Below are 17,064 nucleotides of genomic sequence, written 5' to 3'. Positions count from 1 at the left end.
GATAAAAGGAGGCAATATGAAAGTTCAGATTTATACGGATGGTGCAGCCAGAGGAAATCCGGATGGACCGGGAGGTTATGGAACTGTGTTGGAATATGTAGATTCAAAAGGAACTCTGCATGTGAAAGAGTTATCTCAGGGGTATGTGCGAACAACAAATAACCGGATGGAATTGATGGCAGTTATTGCGGGGTTAGAAGCGTTGAACCGCCCATGTGAAGTAGAGCTTTATTCCGATTCCAAATATGTCGTGGATGCTTTTAATCAGCACTGGATTGACGGATGGCTCAAAAAGGGCTGGAAGCGGGGGAAAAATGAACCGGTAAAGAATGTAGATTTATGGAAAAGACTTCTGAAGGCAAAAGAAAACCACCGCGTAACATTTTATTGGGTAAAGGGGCACGATGGGCATCCGCAGAATGAAAGATGTGATACGCTGGCAACGACAGCGGCAGATTCAGATAAGCTGATCATTGATGAGGGAGTGTCAGAGTCATGAGAAAAATTACGGAATTTCATTGTGAGCCGGAGAATCTGGATGGGCGTCAAAAAGAAGACGCGCTGAAGGCAGGATGTGTATTTCCGGAGGCTTATATCCAACAGGAAGAAATGATAAAACTGGCAAAATTTTATAAAAAAAGCAGTGGAGATGTATTTTGTGAAATGCCATTTTGCCATACACTTGAAGCAGAAGCGCTTGGTGCGGACATTCGTCTCGGTGATGGAACAACGCCGCCCCGGGTAGGAAAGTATTGTTGTGAGACTGTGGAGGAGCTGTTGGCGCTGCCGCAAATGCAGCTTGAAAGTGGACGAATGGCAGAGACTTTAAGGGCCTGCAGAGAGCTTACTCAGAATGGAGAAAAAGTAGTATTTAACTTGTCAGGACCGCTTACGATATGCAATTCCCTAATTGATATTCGAACTATTTTTAAAGCATTTCGAAAATGTCCGGAGCAGATGAAGAAGTTATTGGATAAATTCTGTCAAGAAGAGCTTCGGGTAATAGCAGCGGCAGAAGAAGCAGGGGTAAGATGGTTTAGTTATGCAGATTCAGCAGGGGCGGTCAGTATGATCGGACCAAAACTGATGGAACAGCTGACGGAAACATTTACAATGCCATTTTTAATACAAGCCTGCAGACAGATGCACCGTGACAGTATGATGATTCTTTGTCCGAAAACTACCTTTGCGCTTCTCGGAACAGGTTTAGGGACATTAAGAGATGTCAAACTTCCAGAGGTGATGACATATCATGAGGCATGTGCCAGAATGGCAGGAACTGTGAAAATTGCAGGGCAGATGTGTATGAAACGGCGAGAATATCAATTGAAGAATCAGATCCTGAAAGAAATAGTTCTGACAAGCAGAGAAGATTAGCAGTATCTTTCCGGAATCAATGGAGGAAAACAATAAAAATACAGGGCTGACATTTCACGCGCAATCCGTGAAATGCCGGCCCTTCTTATGTGTGATGCTCTATGAGATTTGTCGGTTTATTTGTTTCCCGGAATACCAGGTTCTGTCATATTAACAGGATCAAGGATCTTGTTTAATTCTTCTTCTGTCAGAAGATGTTCTTTTAAAATTAATTCGCGGATGGAAGAACCTGTCTGAAGAGCAGCTTTTGCAATGTCAGCAGCTTTCTGATATCCAACATAAGGGCAGATAGCAGTAATGACACCGATACTGTTTTCTACAAGATAACGACAACGTTCTTCATTTGCTGTGATTCCCTTTACGCAATTATCAACGAAAGTCTCAACAGCATATGCCAATGTATCAATAGACTGGAAGAGGCAATAGAATACAATTGGTTCGAATGCATTTAATTCTAACTGTCCTGCTTCAGCAGCCATAGTGATTGTCATATCATTTCCGATAATATTGAAAGCAACCTGATTAACCACTTCCGGGATAACCGGATTCACTTTTCCCGGCATGATAGAAGAACCGTTCTGTCTTGCAGGCAGGTTAATCTCGCCAAATCCGGCTCTAGGACCGGAAGACATTAAACGAGGTCATTGGCAATCTTAGAAAGTGTTACGGCACAGGCTTTGATTGCACCGGATACAGCAACAAAAGGATCAAGGCTCTGTGTAGAGTCGATTAAGTCAAATGCCTGCACAAAATCCATTCCGGAAATTTCGGATAGATTTGGCACAATACGTTTTAAATAGCCTTTATCTGCATTGATTCCGGTTCCGATAGCTGTTCCGCCCATATTTAATGTACGCATTTCGTCCATTGCTTTGTCCATACGATGGATATCTCTCATAATAGCAACAGAATATGCCTGGAATTCCTGACCGAGACGAATCGGAACAGCATCCTGCATCTGAGTACGTCCCATCTTAATTACATGATCAAATTCTCTTGCTTTTTCACAAAATGCTTCATGAAGTCTTTTTAATTCTTTCTTTAAATTTTCAAGCAATCTTAAAGAAGTCATTTTTCCGGCAGTAGGAATAACATCGTTCGTAGACTGACCGCAGTTTACATGGTCATTTGGGTTTACGATAGAATAGTCACCTTTCTGACCGCCAAGAAGCTCGATAGCGCGGTTGGCAATAACTTCGTTGGCATTCATGTTTAAAGAAGTACCTGCGCCGCCCTGAATCGGATCTACAATAAAATCATGCTGAAATTTACCTGCAATGACTTCATCACATGCTTTGCAGATCGCCTCAGCAATGGACTTGTCCAGTGTTCCTACTTCGCAGTTAGTAATTGCAGAAGCTTTTTTAATATATGCAAGGCTGCGGATGATTTCCGGATGCATATAGAGTCCGGTAATGTGGAAGTTCTCGGCAGCGCGCAGAGAATGTACTCCATAGTAGACGTTTTCCGGAACATCTTTCACGCCGATCGAGTCTTTTTCCATACGATAATTTTTTCCGTCCAAATTTACTTTCGTAACCATAATTCATTCTTTCCTCCAGATTTTGGTTTTCTTCTTGCTCTTAGTATACGTTGATGCTATAGTATAATCAAATACATATATTTTTATAATAAATATAATTTTTATTACTATACTAATGCACTTGCGGTATTACGAAAGCGGGGGAGAAATTGATGGAGGAAATTTTTCAGGGAATGGAATATATTTATGAAGTGTACAAGGAGAAAAGCTTTTCGAAAGCGGCCAGAAAATTATTTATTTCACAGCCTCTCTGAGTGCAAATGTAAAACGGATTGAACAGAAAATCGGCTATCCGGTGTTCGACAGGAGTACGAATCCGATTCGACTGACCGAATGCGGCGCCCGCTATATCGGTGCGGTAGAAGAAATTATTGCTGTTCAGAACAGCTTTGCCAATTATATTTCAGATTATGGGGAGCTTCGTACCGGACATTTGCGGCTTGGAGGAAGTAATCTTTTTTCTTCCTATGTTCTGCCGAAGCTGATAGGAAGTTTTACAGAACGTTTTCCGAAGGTTACGATTGAATTAGTAGAAGAGACAACCGCAAATCTTGAAAAATTTCTTGGAGCAGGGCTGTTAGACCTTGTAGTGGACAATTCGCGATTTAATGAAGCTGTATTCGGTATGCAGCTGTATCGGACAGAACATCTGCTTCTGGCAGTACCACGGCATTTAAAAGAGAATGAAGGGCTTGCATCATATCAGCTCATTCCCAATGGAAGTGGGAAAGGAACAAAGTTTCAGGAGGGAACAAAGGCAGTTCCGCTGGAATTATTTAAAGAGGCTCCATTTCTTCTTCTGAAACAGGAGAATGATACGCGGCAAAGGGCGATTCAAATCTGCAAAGAGCATGGATTTTCACCGAAAGTTGTGCTGGAACTTGATCAACAGGTAACTTCCTATAACATTACTTGTTCCGGAATGGGAATTTCGTTTGTCAGCGATACACTGATTCGCCGCGTTCCGCCGCATCCGGACGTAATCTACTATAAGCTGGATGGAGATGAAGTAGAAAGAGACATTTGTTTTTACTGGAAACAGGGAAAATACATGAGCAGAGCCATGACAGAATTTCTACGACAGGCATGTTTACAATCAAGTGATTTTATGGTAAAATAAATAACTCAGTGAAAGAAATAAATCTAAGTAGGACAGACAATCGCGGCTGCATGTACCGAAAGGTCGCAGGTGAGGAAAGTCCGGGCTTCACAGGGCAGGATGCCGGATAACGTCCGGTAGAGGTGACTCTAAGGCCAGTGCAACAGAAATAAACCGCCTGAGAAGACTCAGGTAAGGGTGGAAAGGCAGTGTAAGAGACTACCGCCCCGGTGGTAACAGCGGGGGCACATGTAAACCCCATCCGAAGCAAGACCGAACGAAAACAATGTGGCGGCCCGTCACGTTTTAGGTAGGTCGCTTGAAACTGTCGGCAACGGCAGTTCTAGATAGATGATTGTCCAACGACATAACCCGGCTTATCGTCCTGCTTAGATTTGTTTTCATCATAAGTTCCGATGCAAAGATGACGCGTATTCGGATAGAGTATATACGGTTAAAGTTAGCAGATACAGAGAAGAAATTCGGTATCTGTTTTTTATTTTTTTAGGTGAATTATGGTAAATCTATACAAAAAATGTTATAATACAAACATCACAACTAGATATAATCCGCATAGCGGTGTGGAAGGGGGACGTTTGTATGAAACGAGTCATTACAATTAACAGAACTTATGGAAGTGACGGACGGGAGATCGGAAAGGCTCTTGCAGTGAAGCTTGGCATCCACTATTATGATAAGCAGCTTTTGAAGATTATTCTGAGAGAAAAGACATTCCATATGAGGAACTGGCGAAAGTAGACGAAAAGCGCGCAAGTATGTGGCTGTACCCTGTAAATGATGAGTACCAGATGGAGCCGAAGTTCAGGTTTGAGCCAATGAACGATGTGCTTTTTGGTGAGACAGATAAGCTGATTCGGGAATTAGCTGAGAAAGAAGATTGTATTATCATTGGAAGATGTGCCAATGCAATCTTAAAGGATTGTGATTCTGTAAAAAGTATATTTATCCATGCACCGCTGGAGGCGCGTATTAATACTGTTATGAGGCGGGAACAGTGTGATCTGAAAGAGGCGAAGGCGTTAATTCGCAAGATGGATAAGCAGCGCCGGTATTATTATAATTATTACACCGATCAGGATTGGATGGATATGGAGCAGTATCATCTCTGCCTTGACAGCAGTAAGATGAAGAAAGAGGAGATGCTTGATATACTGACGGCATTGTATCGAAGTATGTAAAGGCGGCGGACATCAAGTTTCTGCTGCAGGAAGGAGAAGAATATGAAATTTAAGCGGGAAGAATGGTTTACGATTCCGAATCTGCTCGGCTATTTCAGGCTGATTATGATTCCGGTTTTCGTATATTTATATCTGCATGCAGAAACTGTGATGGAATATTATTATGCAGCGGCAGCCATTGGAATTTCCGGATTAACAGACTTATTCGATGGAAAGATTGCAAGAAAGCTAAATCAGGTCACAGAACTTGGGAAGTTTCTTGATCCGTTGGCAGATAAGCTGACACAGGGAGCAGTATTTTTATGTGTGACGATGAAATACAAATGGATGTGGCTTCTTGTAGGGTTATTTTTCATTAAAGAAGGTTTCATGGGAATTATGGGACTTCTGATGCTCCGGCACAACGGTCGGAAGCTGGACGGAGCGATGTGGTTTGGAAAAGTATGCACGGCAGCGATTTATGTTGTGCTGTTTGTTGTATTACTGTTTCCGCAGATGTCAGAGCAGATTGCAAATGGAATTATTTTTGCATGTGCGCTATTGATGGTATGGACATTGGGATGTTATATTCCGGTATTTCGTAAAATGTGGAAGGAGACAGCTGTATAAGATGAGATATGGAGTATTAGAATGTTGTACAGATTCGTTGGAATCGGTAAAGAATGCTGTTCGGGGCGGTGCAAACCGCCTCGAGCTTTGTGGTAATCTGGTTATTGGAGGGACAACTCCCTCCTTTGCTTTATTTGAGCAGGTAAAAGAAATCTGTGACACTCGGATAAATGTTCTGATCCGGCCGCGTTTTGGAGACTTTTGTTATACAAAAGAGGAGACCAGACAGATGGCAAGAGAAATCCGATGGTTCCGGGAACATGGAGCTAATGGTGTGGTAATCGGAATGTTGAATCCGGATGGGACGCTAAATACAGAAGGAATGAAGTATCTCCTGGAAGAAGCGGGAACAATTGAAGTTACACTTCACCGGGCTTTTGATATGTGTAGGAATCCGCAAGAAGTTCTCGAACAGGCAGTTTCTTTTGGTATTCGCAATATATTAACGTCCGGACAGCAGGAATCTGCGCCAAAAGGAGCAAAGCTTCTGAAACAGCTGCAGCAGCAGGCAGATGGAAGAATTCAAATTCTTGCAGGAGGAGGAATTCATGCAGGTGTGATCCGCAGCCTATATGAAGAGACTGGAATTCTGGATTATCATATGTCAGGCAAAATTGTCGTAAATAGCCAGATGCAGTATCGTAAATCAGAAGTCAGTATGGGCTTACCATCTCTGAGTGAGTATGAGATCTGGCAGACAGCAGAAGAGAACGTGAAGGAAGCAAGAAACGTATTGGACGAGCTGGAAAAGAAAGCAGAAGAACACTCAGAGAGATAGGATACAGGAGCAGAGAGTTATGTTTTCAGAAGGATACAGAAAGAAAATCATTGAGGATTTTCAAAGACGGATGACAGAACTCGGAACATTTGGGAGAGTGCTGTCTGAAAAGATTTCCGGATATGCCGGAGATGTGAGAGATGCCTTGTATGTGCTGTATGGAAGGATGCCTTTGAGCGACATGGCGGACTATCCGGTGGAAGTATTTGCAGATTTTGCAGAATGGGGAGCAGAGCTTTGGGCAAATGATATTTTTGCCGGTAAGATTCCGGAAGAGCTTTTTGCATCCTATGTATTGTTTCATCGGGTAAACGATGAGGAAATTGAGCCGTGTCGCAAGTTTTTCGGAAAAGAAATGCAGTGCATGCTGGCATCTTTAAAAGAAGGGGCGGAAAAAGAAGAGGGATATGATCTTGGCAGCAGGATGACAGAAGCGGTCCTGAAAATCAATTATTGGTGTGCCGGAGAGGTTTCCTACCGTCAGGAAGATGACCGCACGGCATCTGCTATGAGCGTATATCGGTGTGGAGAAGGCCGATGCGGAGAGGAATCTACCTTTGTGGTAAATGTCTGCGAAGTGCGGGAATTCCGGCGCGGCAAGTCTATGCGCCTCACTGGTCGCATTGCGATGACAATCATGCCTGGGTAGAAATCTGGTGCGGAGATACATGGCATTATCTTGGGGCATGTGAACCGGAAGAAGTTCTGGACCAGGGATGGTTTGACGGAGCATCTTCAAGAGCAATGATGATTCATACGCCGTATTTTGGAGGAAATGAAGAGGCAAAGCGTCAAGGGGAACAATTAGCGGGAGAAGATGGATGTGCGATATTGCTAAATGAACTTTCACGCTATGGGGAAACAACACTTCTTCGGATAGAAGTTATAGATGAGGAAGGAAAGGCTGTAAAGGATGCAAAGATTTGCTGTGAAGTGATGAATTACGCATCATTTCTTGAGATAGCGAATGGAAAAACGAATGCGTATGGGCAATATGAAATTTATACAGGCTTTGGAACGCTGCTGCTCAGTGCGCGCTGTGGTGACTGTTATGGAGAACAGTTGATTCAGGTAAAAGAAGATACGAGATGCCAAATTCAGATCCGCAGAGATCCATGGAAGACAGGCGTATGGAACACATTGGAATGTTTTGCGCCGGGATGCAGGAATCTTAATAAAAAAGCAAAAGCAGCAAAAGAAAAACTTGCAGCCGCAGCAAGGCATTTGCAGAAAAAACGCGAGGTCTTCTGGAACGCAGAGAAAGACCGATGGGAAAACACGGTAAAATCTTCGGAATGGGATCAGGAAACGCAGCGGGATATGGATAGATGGATAGAGAAGATCTGGCATCTTCTTCCAGAAAAAGATTTGCGGGAAGTCCCTTTTTCTGTTTTAGAAAAACAGGCAGAATGGGCAGGAAAATATGAGGGAAGATATCCAACGCAGGTATTTGAAGAGTATTTGCTGCAGCCAAGAATTGGACTGGAACGCCTGACTTGTTGGAAGGAAGCACTGGAAGCAATCGTGCCGGAGAAGGATCTGTATACATTCCAAACAGATCCGGAGAAGGTGGAGCAATATGTAGAATCAAAGGTAAAGACAGTGGAATCTCAATGTTATAAGGGACTTTTGAATACACCGCAGGCTTGTCTGGAATCCGGATATGGAATTGTGGGAGCAAAGGAGATTTTGAAAACAGCGCTCCTTCGGTGTGCGGGAATTCCGGCAAGATTGTCTCTGATTGACGGACGAGCACAGGCCTATCGAAGCAAAGAAGAAAAAGAAACATTCTGCTGGCTGACAGGAGAAAAGACAGGAATACTTTTTCTGAATGGTCCAGAGAACTGGAAGTATCGTACAGATTATAGTGTAGCTTTGCTGAAAAATGGTCAGTTCCGGGTATGTCAGGAAGTGGTGCTTGGAAGAGAAACAGAAGTCCCGGAAGGCATTTATCGGATTTGTACAGCAAATCGTCTGCCAAATGGAAACGTCTTTGCAAAAGTGCGTTATGAGCAGATTACGGCGGGAAACCGGACAGAGGTTATTCTGGAGAAAAAAGAAGCAGCATTATCGGAAATGTTGTCAGAGATACCGCTGCCGGAGATTTCTTTTCAAACAGCGAGCGGAGAAAGTTTTCAGGCAGCCAAACACGCGGGGATTTATATCTGGGCAGAACCTGGTAAAGAACCAACGGAGCACATTTTTAATGAACTGATCGAACGTGCAGAAGAATTTGGCGGAACACCAGTTTATATTGTGGCGGAGGAGAAATATTTTCAGCAGCAGACATATGTGAAACTGCGGGAAACATTGAAGTCAGTATACTGTCTGACAGAGAAAAGAAATGGACAGGCAGAACAGCTTGCCCGCAGAATGTTTCGGGAGCCTGGTTTGTATCCATTTATTCTTGTACTCCGACATGATTTGACAGGAATTTATGGAGAAGCAGGATATAATGTAGGAACAGCAGATATGCTGCTTCGCATGATTCAGTCAGGAGCAGTATAGAGAAACGAACGGAGGAAATAGCAGATGATAGAATTTGTTTGGGGCAAGATTATCGGAACACAGGTAATCTTTGCCGGAGAAGAATATAACTGGCAGGAATCCAAATACGCAGAGGCACAAAAAGCGTTCCACGGAGAGTATTTGGAGACGTATTATTTTCCACAGGAAGAAGGGATTCTTTTCGTGGGAACCGGAAAGGAAGATCTGACAAATGTAACGATACTGAAAGAGTTGATGGCAAAAGCATGCAAAACGCTGAAGCAGACACGAATATATCAGTTTTCTATTTTGATGGATCGTATTCTTGAGGAAAATGATGCTTCTGTGCTGACAGCATGTACGGAAGGAATCTGTCTCGGTCTTTATGAAGCGCCTACATACAAATCACAGCAGGAAGAAAAAGAATTTCAGGTATCGGTAATTGGGATTCCGGGAAAAGATCTGGAACGGGCGAAACAATGTGTGGCAGAGGGAGCCGTTATTACCGAGGCAATTACATTTGCAAGAGAAATGGTAAATCGTCCGGGGAATAAGCTCCGGCCGGCAGATTTTGCAGAAGAGATTCAGAAATTGGTAAAAGATACGAATGTGGAAATGGAAATCGTTACGGTAGATGAGATGCGTAAGCTGGAAATGGGAGCGCTTTTGGCGGTGGGAGAGTCAAGTGCGTATCCTCCGTATCTTGTAATCCTGCGCTATCGGGGAGAACCATTGAAGAAAGAAATAACAGCGCTTGTCGGAAAAGGTGTTACATGTGATACAGGCGGTTATTGTCTGAAACCAGCTTCCAGTATGGCGGGAATTCGGGGAGATATGGCTGGTGCAGCAGCAGTTGCAGGGGCAGTCTATGCACTGGCAAAGCGTAAAGAGAAAGTAAATGTAACAGCGGTGATGCCGCTTTGTGAAAATAGAATTTCGTCTGGAAGTTTTCTTCCGGGAGATGTGATTACATCATATTCCGGTAAGACGATTGAAATCGGAAATACAGATGCGGAAGGACGTTTGATTCTGGCAGATGCAGTAACATATGCCATCCACCATGAACGTGCGACGAGAATACTTGATATCGCAACATTGACAGGAGCAGTTGTGAATATGCTTGGGTTCAGTATTGCCGGAGTACTGTGTGATGATCATGGGCTTTGGCAGGAATTTGAGGCGGCAAGCGAAAAATCCGGAGAAAAATACTGGCTGCTTCCATTTGGCAGAGAGCATGAAAAAATGATTGAAAGTGATGTGGCAGATATTAAAAATATCGGCGGAAGCGTATGCGGAACGATTACAGCAGGACTATTTATCCGCGCGTTTGCAGAAGGACTTCCGTGGATTCATCTGGATATTGCGGGAACTGCATGGACAGAGACGCCGCTTTATGAATTCCAGAACAAATATGCCACAGGAGCTGCGGCAGAAACTATTTATTATTGGTTGAAACGATAGAGAAAATTGTCAGGATTCTCCGAAAGAAAATAGAGCAGAGGAATTGTATAGAAATGCCCCGGCAGTCTGTGAAACTGTCCGGGGCAGATGCTTTGTATATCATACGATTTTAGTTAATTTTTGATTCTATTTTTTTCTCAAATGTCCTACATATTTTTCTTCACAGTATTTACATCTGTAAATTTCTTTTTCCTCATCAGTAAGAATGAAAATATGATCCAGTTCCTGTTCGATGGATGTGATACAGCGAGGATTTTTGCAGCGGATAACGTTTTTGATTTCTTTTGGCAGATGGAGCCGTTTTTTCTCGATAATCCGATCATTCTGGATGATATTAATTGTGATATTATGATCAATGAAGCCAAGAACGTCTAAATCGATATAGTCGATTGGGCATTCGATTTTAATAATATCTTTTTTACCCATTTTATTGCTCTTTGCATTTTTGATGATTGCAACAGTGCAGTCGAGTTTATCAAGGTTCAGATATTTATAAATATCCATGCATTTTCCAGCCTGGATATGATCAAGTACGACACCTTCTGAGATGCCGCTGACATTTAATGTACTGTTTGTAGCCATGAATCAGCCCTCCTAGGAAACTTTAATATTGAGTAACGTAAGAATCAGTGCCATTCGCACATAAACACCGTATTGTACCTGACGGAAATATGCGGCTCTCGGATCATCGTCTACTTCTGTGGAAATTTCGTTGACACGCGGAAGCGGATGAAGAACAAACATATCTTCTTTTGCGAGTTCCATTTTCTTTTTATCCAGGATATAAAAATCTTTCATGCGTACATAGTCTTCTTCATTGAAGAAACGTTCTTTCTGTACACGGGTCATATATAAAATATCAAGAGAAGGCATAGCATCTTCCAGACGTACGACTTCCTCATACGGGATATGATTCTTGTCGAGAACGTCTTCACGGATATAGCTTGGAAGCCTTAATTCTTCAGGAGAAATCAGTACGAAACTGATGCCTTCGTAGCGAACAAGGGCATGGATAAGAGAATGTACGGTACGCCCGAATTTTAAATCACCGCAAAGTCCGATTTTGAGGTTGTTCAGTCGTCCTTTTGTAGAACGGATTGTTAACAGGTCTGTAAGTGTCTGAGTCGGATGCTGATGTCCTCCGTCTCCTGCATTGATTACCGGAATAGAAGAGTGACGGCAGGCAACCATTGGAGCACCTTCTTTTGGATGACGCATGGCAGCGATATCGGCATAGCAGGATACAGTGCGGATCGTATCGGAAACGCTTTCTCCTTTTGCAGCAGAACTGGAGTCGGCAGAAGAAAAGCCGAGTACGCTTCCGCCAAGCCGTAACATGGCAGCTTCGTGGCTTAATCTTGTACGAGTACTTGGTTCATAGAATAATGTTGCCATAATTTTTCCGTCACATGCGTGAGCATATTTTGCCGGATGCTGTTCAATATCATTTGCGAGGTCCAGAAGTTGATCCAGTTCCTCTACTGAGAAGTCCAAAGGACTCATTAAATGTCTCATAGAAACCTCCTCTTAATTTGTAAATTGTGATGATCTATACGATAGTATAATTGAAACGATGAGATATTTCTGAATAGTTCTGAATTAATAGAATGTCAGAGAAATCTCTATCTATCTTATAATAAAAGTGCTAAGATTTCAACAGAAAAATCAGTAAGAAGATAATTTTTGTTATGGCGAATGCAGCGTTTGGCTGTTACAATAAAAAGATAGAATAACATCAGGGGGTAAGAACATGATATCATTGGAAGAGATTAGAAAGAATCTTGATGAAATTGACAGCGAGATCGTAGCGCTGTATGAGAAGCGGATGCAGCTCTGCAAAGAAGTTGCAGAATATAAAATTGCAACAGGGAAGAAAGTATTTGACAAGGAGCGGGAGAATCAGAAACTGGCAGCTGTTTCTGAACTGGCTTCCAATGCATTTAACCGAAAAGGAATTAAAGAGTTGTTCGAACAGTTGATGGCGATGAGCAGAAAGTTGCAGTATCAGGAGATTGCAAGGAAGGGAACTTCCGGTCGTCTGCCGTTTATTCGTGTAGAAGAACTTGATACGAAAGGCGCCAGAATTGTATTTCCGGGAACAGAAGGGGCATATACACAAGCAGCAATGCAGAAATATTTTGGTGAAGATATCAATAGTTTCCATGTGAGGACGTTCCGGGAAGCAATGGAAGCGATGGAGGAAGGAACAGCAGATTTTGCAGTGCTTCCGATTGAGAATTCTTCTGCCGGCGGGGTAAATGAAGTAAATGATCTTCTTGTGGCATATGAGAATTATATTGTGGGAGAAGTAGTGCTTCCGATTGAACATACGCTATCTGGTATAAAAGGAACTGATCTGGAGACGATTGAAGCAGTGTATTCCCATCCGCAGGGGTTGATGCAGTGTGAGCATTTTCTGGATGAACACAGAAACTGGCAGCAGATTAGTGTGGCGAATACGGCGATTGCGGCAGAACGTGTTCTGAGTGAACAGGATATTCATAAGGCTGCTATCTGCAGCGCCTATGCAGCTAAGGTGCATGGACTGGAAATACTGAAAGAGCATGTAAATGATGAAGATAATAATTCCACCCGTTTTATTGTGATTACAAATCAGAAAATTTTCCTGCCGGATGCGGATAAGATCAGCATCTGCTTTGAAGTACCGCATGAGAGTGGTTCGCTGTATCATATTTTGTCGCATTTCATTTACAATGATCTGAATATGACAAAGATTGAATCCAGACCGGTGGAAGGAAAGACATGGGAATATCGGTTCTTCATTGATTTTGAAGGAAATCTGGCAGACAGTGCGGTGAAAAATGCAATTAGAGGACTCCGGGAGGAGACAAGAACTTTGAAAATTCTCGGAAATTATGCAGAAGCAGTCAGATGAGAAAAAAGGATGTGAGAAAGATGAGAAGTGATGAACTATTACTATACCGGAATATGCCTCAGGAACAAATTATGCGTAAGGTCGAATATTTAACAGAGCATTGCGGAAAAACAGCAGATGCGGAAGAAGAAAAAAGATGTTTTTTTGAGACACTGAACCAACTTCTTGTTTGGCGGATCAGTATGGACTGAAAGGGAATCTTTGGCAGGCGTATTTGACTATCCTGCTCGCCAGCCATGAGAATCCGTACAGTATGGCATGTGAGATTTCAGGAGTCGCAGAAGGTACGCTTGGCGAAGTGGCTGCCCATGATTTTGAAATTTTCCGGGAATTGTTTGCTCTTGATCTGAGTTGTCTGTGCAAAGATTCGGAAGGAGTCGTTTTGAACATGATTCAGGAATATCATGTGGGAAATCGTCACGGTACAGCATTTAACAGAAGAATTCGTGATCGGATTGAGCATTTGACGAAAGAACTTGCAGATGCGAAGAATCTGCAAGCGTTTCAAGATGCAGTTGCTGAGTTTTATAAGGAATATGGTGTGGGGAAATTTGGTCTTCATAAGGCATTTCGCATAGAACGCGCAGAGAACCGGATGCAGATTATTCCAATTACAAAGACTGCTCATGTGGAGTTGGATGATTTGATCGGCTATGAAACCGCTAAAAAGAAATTGATTCAGAATACAGAAGCATTTGTAGAGGGGAGAAGTGCCAATAACTGTCTGCTGTTTGGTGCAGCCGGTACAGGAAAATCTTCTGCAATTAAGGCGATTTTAAACCGCTATTATGATCAGGGACTTCGGATGATTGAAGTATACAAGCATCAGTTTCAGGATCTGCATGAGGTGATTCAGCAGATTAAAAATAGAAATTATCGATTTATTATTTATATGGATGATCTGTCATTTGAGGAATTTGAGATTGAATATAAATATTTAAAAGCGGTAATAGAAGGCGGACTGGAAAAGAAGCCGGAAAATATTCTGATCTATGCCACATCTAACCGGAGGCATTTGATCCGGGAGTCATTCCGCGACAGGGAGGAATATGACAGTGATATTCATGCAAATGATACGGTGCAGGAAAAATTATCCCTTGTGGCTCGGTTTGGTGAAACGATTTTCTTTGATTCTCCGGCAAAGAAGGAATTTCAGCAGATTGTATGTGAACTTGCCAAAAGAAATGGAATTAAACTTCCGCAGGAGCAACTGCTTTTAGAAGCGAATCGCTGGGAACTGACACACGGCGGGCTGTCCGGCCGCACCGCGCAACAGTTCATAGATCATTTAAAAGGAAGCAGATAAAAGAGTTTACGCTTTCCTTAGCTCTTTTGCAAGAAATAGCACGAGGTCATCGTCATTGCAGCAGTCAGCATACGGCGGCAATGGTTTTTGGTTCCACCAGATTCCGCTGCCGTCGGGAATGTATCCTCGTTTCACATACATGCGCTGAGCACTTCCATAGCCGGAATAGAGACCGACACCAAGACAGATGTGATCGCTGAAAGAAGCGGCGAAGTTTTCGGCTGCATCGAGAATATGATTTCCAATTCCATGACGGCGGAATTTCTCCCAGACATTAAAATCCACAACTTCCGGATAACATTCTTTGTAAGGACCGTCACAGGCAAGCGGAAGCAAAGTCGCATAACCGGCTGTCTGTCCCTTGTATTGTGCGACAAAGATATAACGTTTTCCTTCAGCCTGTTCTTTGAGGTAGCGTTCGTGGATTTCCGGTTTGGGAGTCCAACCCATCTCAAGAAAGGCTTCTGTGAAAGAAGGAATATCTTCTTTTATCATGGAGCGTATTTGCAATTCTGTATTTTCCCAGTAAATCATTTAGAATCCTCCTTTATTATGGTTATATTTGCCGGATGCCGGAAATGTCAGAGTCAATGACGAGAGAATAATTTGTATGATAAATAACAAATCCCGGCTTGGCGCTTTTTACTTTTTTGATATGTTTTTTTTGAATATAATCAATTTCGACTTTATCATTTCCACGATTTTTGGAATAAAATGCGGCCAGGCGACCGGCTTCTTCAAAAGTACGATCCGGAAGTTCTTCGTTATTGGCTTTTACAATGACATGAGATCCGGGGCAGCCTTTTGCATGAAACCACCAATCATTTCCGGTAGCCACCTGGAACGTAAGTTCTTCATTCTGATAATTGTTTTTTCCTACAAAAATATCATATCCGTCAGAAGAGATATAGTGAAAAGGTTTGCTTGTAATCTTGACTTTCTTTTTGGAAAATTTTCGTTTCACATAGCCGGTTTCCATTAATTCTTCTTTGATCTGAATGAGATCGTCTTCTTCGAGCGCAATATCAAGGGCATTGCTGATAGATTCCAGATAAGTAATCTCATCCTGTGTTTCCTGGATCAGCGTGGAAAGCGCTTCAAAAGTACGTTTCTGTTTATTGTATTTTTCAAAATAGCGCTGTGCATTTTCCTGTGGCGTTTTTGCAGGATCCAGAGGAATGGTTACCATTTCATTTGTATAATAATTGAGTGCTTCCAGTTTTTTGGAACCTTCCGGAAGATGATAGCCATAAGTATGGATCAATTCTCCGTAGACTTTGAATTTGTCACGCCCCTCTGTATCTCGCAGCTGCTTTGACTGCAGCTCATATTTCTTGCGGTTGCGCTCAAGAGAAGTCTGTACAACATGACGAAGATCAGCGGATTTCTGGCGGATCCGGGTAAGTGTATTCTTCATAGAATAATAATCTTGAAGCAGTGCGGAAACGGAGTCATATGGAATTGCCTGAAGGGCTGCAAAATGTGTCAGCGGCAGAGAAGAAAACTCCTTCGGTTCTTTTCCGTCAGTATAAATACATGGTTTAAAAGCGCCCTCTGTTACTTGATCAAAATAAATCCGGAATTGTTTATACAAATGAAGCATTAGATCACTAGATAATTCGGAAGCAGGAATAGATGAATCCAGTCCGGAGAGGTGACAGATTTCCTCTGCAGCAACAGGGCTGATTCCGGTAAAACTTGTGTAAATTGCTTTTGAAAGCGACATTGGTTTTCTAATAAGGAGTTCAGAGAATACCGCTTCGGAAACCGTCAGAGGGTCCGATTTTTCCATCGTATCCGGGATAAAATAAGTGCGTCCGGGAAGCACTTCGCGTACAGAACTCATCTGAGAAGAAACGTGTTTAATACTGTCGATGATTCGTTGATTCGTATCACAGAAAATGATATTGCTGTGTTTGCCCATGATTTCTACAATGAGGTATTTGCGGCAAAGATCTCCAAGTTCATCCAGATGTTCGATCTCGATAGAAATAATTCGCTCAAGTTTTGGCTGCGAAATTGAAATGATCCGACCATTGCTGATATGTTTTCTTAAAAGCATACAGAAATTAGGTGCGTTCATTGGACTCGGTTTATTATCTGCTGTCAAATAGATAAGCGGAAGAGAAGCGCTTGCAGAGATGAGAAGACGCTTTTGTCCGGCTGGAGTCTTAATTGTGAGTAACAATTCGTCACTTTCGGGTTGTGCGATTTTATAAATACGGCCACCGTTTAATGATGCATTTAATTCCTGTACAAGGTTTGCAACGGTAATTCCATCAAATGCCATAATCATTCCTCTTTTCTTA

Annotated in this window: 14 protein-coding genes, 1 other RNA gene and 3 pseudogenes; 13 read left to right on the top strand and 5 right to left on the bottom strand. The window is 42.5% G+C overall.

Annotated features, from left to right (window positions below; all coding sequences use genetic code 11):
* The first annotated feature begins 16 nt into the window (after window positions 1-16).
* The gene (gene rnhA / locus DWX73_RS03820; protein WP_118347023.1) at window positions 17-499 is read left to right on the top strand and encodes a ribonuclease HI; all 483 of its coding nucleotides are present in this window, start codon (window positions 17-19) and stop codon (window positions 497-499) included.
* Window positions 496-1,377 carry a uroporphyrinogen decarboxylase family protein gene (locus DWX73_RS03815; RefSeq protein WP_118347022.1) on the top strand — a complete coding sequence of 294 codons (882 nt, stop codon included), beginning with the start codon at window positions 496-498 and terminating at the stop codon, window positions 1,375-1,377. Before rnhA ends, DWX73_RS03815 begins: the two co-directional genes overlap by 4 nt.
* A 116-nt stretch (window positions 1,378-1,493) precedes the next feature.
* Here the strand turns inward: DWX73_RS03815 and DWX73_RS03810 are convergent.
* Window positions 1,494-2,920, bottom strand: a pseudogene (locus DWX73_RS03810) (aspartate ammonia-lyase).
* Between the two features lie 152 nt (window positions 2,921-3,072).
* On the opposite strand from DWX73_RS03810, the gene DWX73_RS15735 reads away from it, so the two are divergent.
* The 9 genes and pseudogenes from DWX73_RS15735 to DWX73_RS03770 all read left to right on the top strand — a co-directional run bounded on the left by DWX73_RS15735 (window position 3,073) and on the right by DWX73_RS03770 (window position 10,553).
* Window positions 3,073-3,174 carry a helix-turn-helix domain-containing protein gene (locus tag DWX73_RS15735; protein WP_442871978.1) on the top strand — a complete coding sequence of 34 codons (102 nt, stop codon included), beginning with the start codon at window positions 3,073-3,075 and terminating at the stop codon, window positions 3,172-3,174.
* 41 nt (window positions 3,175-3,215) lie between these two features.
* Window positions 3,216-4,040, top strand: a complete 825-nt coding sequence (locus tag DWX73_RS03805; RefSeq protein ID WP_330413446.1) for a LysR family transcriptional regulator substrate-binding protein — start codon at window positions 3,216-3,218, stop codon at window positions 4,038-4,040.
* A 24-nt stretch (window positions 4,041-4,064) separates the two neighbouring features.
* Window positions 4,065-4,415, top strand: an RNA gene (rnpB, locus tag DWX73_RS03800) — RNase P RNA component class A.
* A 204-nt stretch (window positions 4,416-4,619) separates the two neighbouring features.
* Window positions 4,620-5,218, top strand: a pseudogene (locus tag DWX73_RS03795) (AAA family ATPase).
* A 42-nt stretch (window positions 5,219-5,260) separates the two neighbouring features.
* On the top strand, window positions 5,261-5,827 hold the full coding sequence (locus DWX73_RS03790) for a CDP-alcohol phosphatidyltransferase family protein (protein ID WP_118347020.1): 567 nt from the start codon (window positions 5,261-5,263) through the stop codon (window positions 5,825-5,827).
* A 1-nt stretch (window position 5,828) separates the two neighbouring features.
* Window positions 5,829-6,605, top strand: coding sequence for a copper homeostasis protein CutC (locus tag DWX73_RS03785; protein WP_118347018.1), 777 nt, complete (start codon window positions 5,829-5,831; stop codon window positions 6,603-6,605).
* 19 nt (window positions 6,606-6,624) lie between these two features.
* On the top strand, window positions 6,625-7,254 hold the full coding sequence (locus DWX73_RS03780) for a hypothetical protein (protein ID WP_118347016.1): 630 nt from the start codon (window positions 6,625-6,627) through the stop codon (window positions 7,252-7,254).
* Window positions 7,143-9,113: a transglutaminase domain-containing protein gene (locus DWX73_RS03775; protein ID WP_118347014.1), complete on the top strand. Its 1,971-nt coding sequence runs from the start codon at window positions 7,143-7,145 to the stop codon at window positions 9,111-9,113. Before DWX73_RS03780 ends, DWX73_RS03775 begins: the two co-directional genes overlap by 112 nt.
* Window positions 9,114-9,137: 24 nt before the next feature.
* Window positions 9,138-10,553 (top strand): leucyl aminopeptidase family protein, encoded by a 1,416-nt coding sequence (locus DWX73_RS03770; protein ID WP_118347012.1) that lies wholly within the window; start codon window positions 9,138-9,140, stop codon window positions 10,551-10,553.
* A 126-nt stretch (window positions 10,554-10,679) separates the two neighbouring features.
* Here the strand turns inward: DWX73_RS03770 and DWX73_RS03765 are convergent, their stop codons facing one another.
* Entirely contained in the window at window positions 10,680-11,135 is a 456-nt protein-coding gene (locus DWX73_RS03765; RefSeq protein ID WP_118347010.1) for an aspartate carbamoyltransferase regulatory subunit, read from the bottom strand.
* Between the two features lie 12 nt (window positions 11,136-11,147).
* Window positions 11,148-12,068 carry an aspartate carbamoyltransferase gene (gene pyrB / locus DWX73_RS03760; protein ID WP_118347008.1) on the bottom strand — a complete coding sequence of 307 codons (921 nt, stop codon included), beginning with the start codon at window positions 12,066-12,068 and terminating at the stop codon, window positions 11,148-11,150.
* A gap of 235 nt (window positions 12,069-12,303) precedes the next feature.
* Between pyrB and pheA the strand changes: the two genes are divergently transcribed.
* The gene (pheA, locus tag DWX73_RS03755; RefSeq protein WP_118347006.1) at window positions 12,304-13,449 is read left to right on the top strand and encodes a prephenate dehydratase; all 1,146 of its coding nucleotides are present in this window, start codon (window positions 12,304-12,306) and stop codon (window positions 13,447-13,449) included.
* Window positions 13,450-13,469: 20 nt separating this feature from the next.
* Window positions 13,470-14,755: pseudogene (locus DWX73_RS03750) on the top strand (ATP-binding protein).
* Window positions 14,756-14,761: 6 nt separating this feature from the next.
* Here DWX73_RS03750 and DWX73_RS03745 read toward each other — a convergent pair.
* Together DWX73_RS03745 and DWX73_RS03740 are read right to left on the bottom strand one after the other, a co-directional pair.
* Window positions 14,762-15,289: a GNAT family N-acetyltransferase gene (locus DWX73_RS03745; RefSeq protein WP_118347004.1), complete on the bottom strand. Its 528-nt coding sequence runs from the start codon at window positions 15,287-15,289 to the stop codon at window positions 14,762-14,764.
* Between the two features lie 22 nt (window positions 15,290-15,311).
* On the bottom strand, window positions 15,312-17,045 hold the full coding sequence (locus tag DWX73_RS03740) for an Rqc2 family fibronectin-binding protein (protein WP_118347002.1): 1,734 nt from the start codon (window positions 17,043-17,045) through the stop codon (window positions 15,312-15,314).
* Between the last annotated feature and the right edge of the window lie 19 nt (window positions 17,046-17,064).

This window comes from Coprococcus sp. AF21-14LB (assembly GCF_003458885.1).
Classification (GTDB): Bacteria; Bacillota; Clostridia; order Lachnospirales; family Lachnospiraceae; genus UBA9414.
This window is presented reverse-complemented; position numbering and strand designations above follow the sequence as displayed.

Bases quoted from the DNA above. Each gene is read 5' to 3' on its own strand.
- rnhA (WP_118347023.1), top strand. From the start codon at position 17: ATGAAAGTTCAGATTTATACGGATGGTGCAGCCAGAGGAAATCCGGAT.
- DWX73_RS03815 (WP_118347022.1), top strand. From the start codon at position 496: ATGAGAAAAATTACGGAATTTCATTGTGAGCCGGAGAATCTGGATGGG.
- DWX73_RS15735 (WP_442871978.1), top strand. From the start codon at position 3,073: ATGGAGGAAATTTTTCAGGGAATGGAATATATTTATGAAGTGTACAAG.
- DWX73_RS03790 (WP_118347020.1), top strand. From the start codon at position 5,261: ATGAAATTTAAGCGGGAAGAATGGTTTACGATTCCGAATCTGCTCGGC.
- DWX73_RS03785 (WP_118347018.1), top strand. From the start codon at position 5,829: ATGAGATATGGAGTATTAGAATGTTGTACAGATTCGTTGGAATCGGTA.
- DWX73_RS03780 (WP_118347016.1), top strand. From the start codon at position 6,625: ATGTTTTCAGAAGGATACAGAAAGAAAATCATTGAGGATTTTCAAAGA.
- DWX73_RS03775 (WP_118347014.1), top strand. From the start codon at position 7,143: ATGCGGAGAGGAATCTACCTTTGTGGTAAATGTCTGCGAAGTGCGGGA.
- DWX73_RS03770 (WP_118347012.1), top strand. From the start codon at position 9,138: ATGATAGAATTTGTTTGGGGCAAGATTATCGGAACACAGGTAATCTTT.
- DWX73_RS03765 (WP_118347010.1), bottom strand. From the start codon at position 11,135: ATGGCTACAAACAGTACATTAAATGTCAGCGGCATCTCAGAAGGTGTC.
- pyrB (WP_118347008.1), bottom strand. From the start codon at position 12,068: ATGAGACATTTAATGAGTCCTTTGGACTTCTCAGTAGAGGAACTGGAT.
- pheA (WP_118347006.1), top strand. From the start codon at position 12,304: ATGATATCATTGGAAGAGATTAGAAAGAATCTTGATGAAATTGACAGC.
- DWX73_RS03745 (WP_118347004.1), bottom strand. From the start codon at position 15,289: ATGATTTACTGGGAAAATACAGAATTGCAAATACGCTCCATGATAAAA.
- DWX73_RS03740 (WP_118347002.1), bottom strand. From the start codon at position 17,045: ATGGCATTTGATGGAATTACCGTTGCAAACCTTGTACAGGAATTAAAT.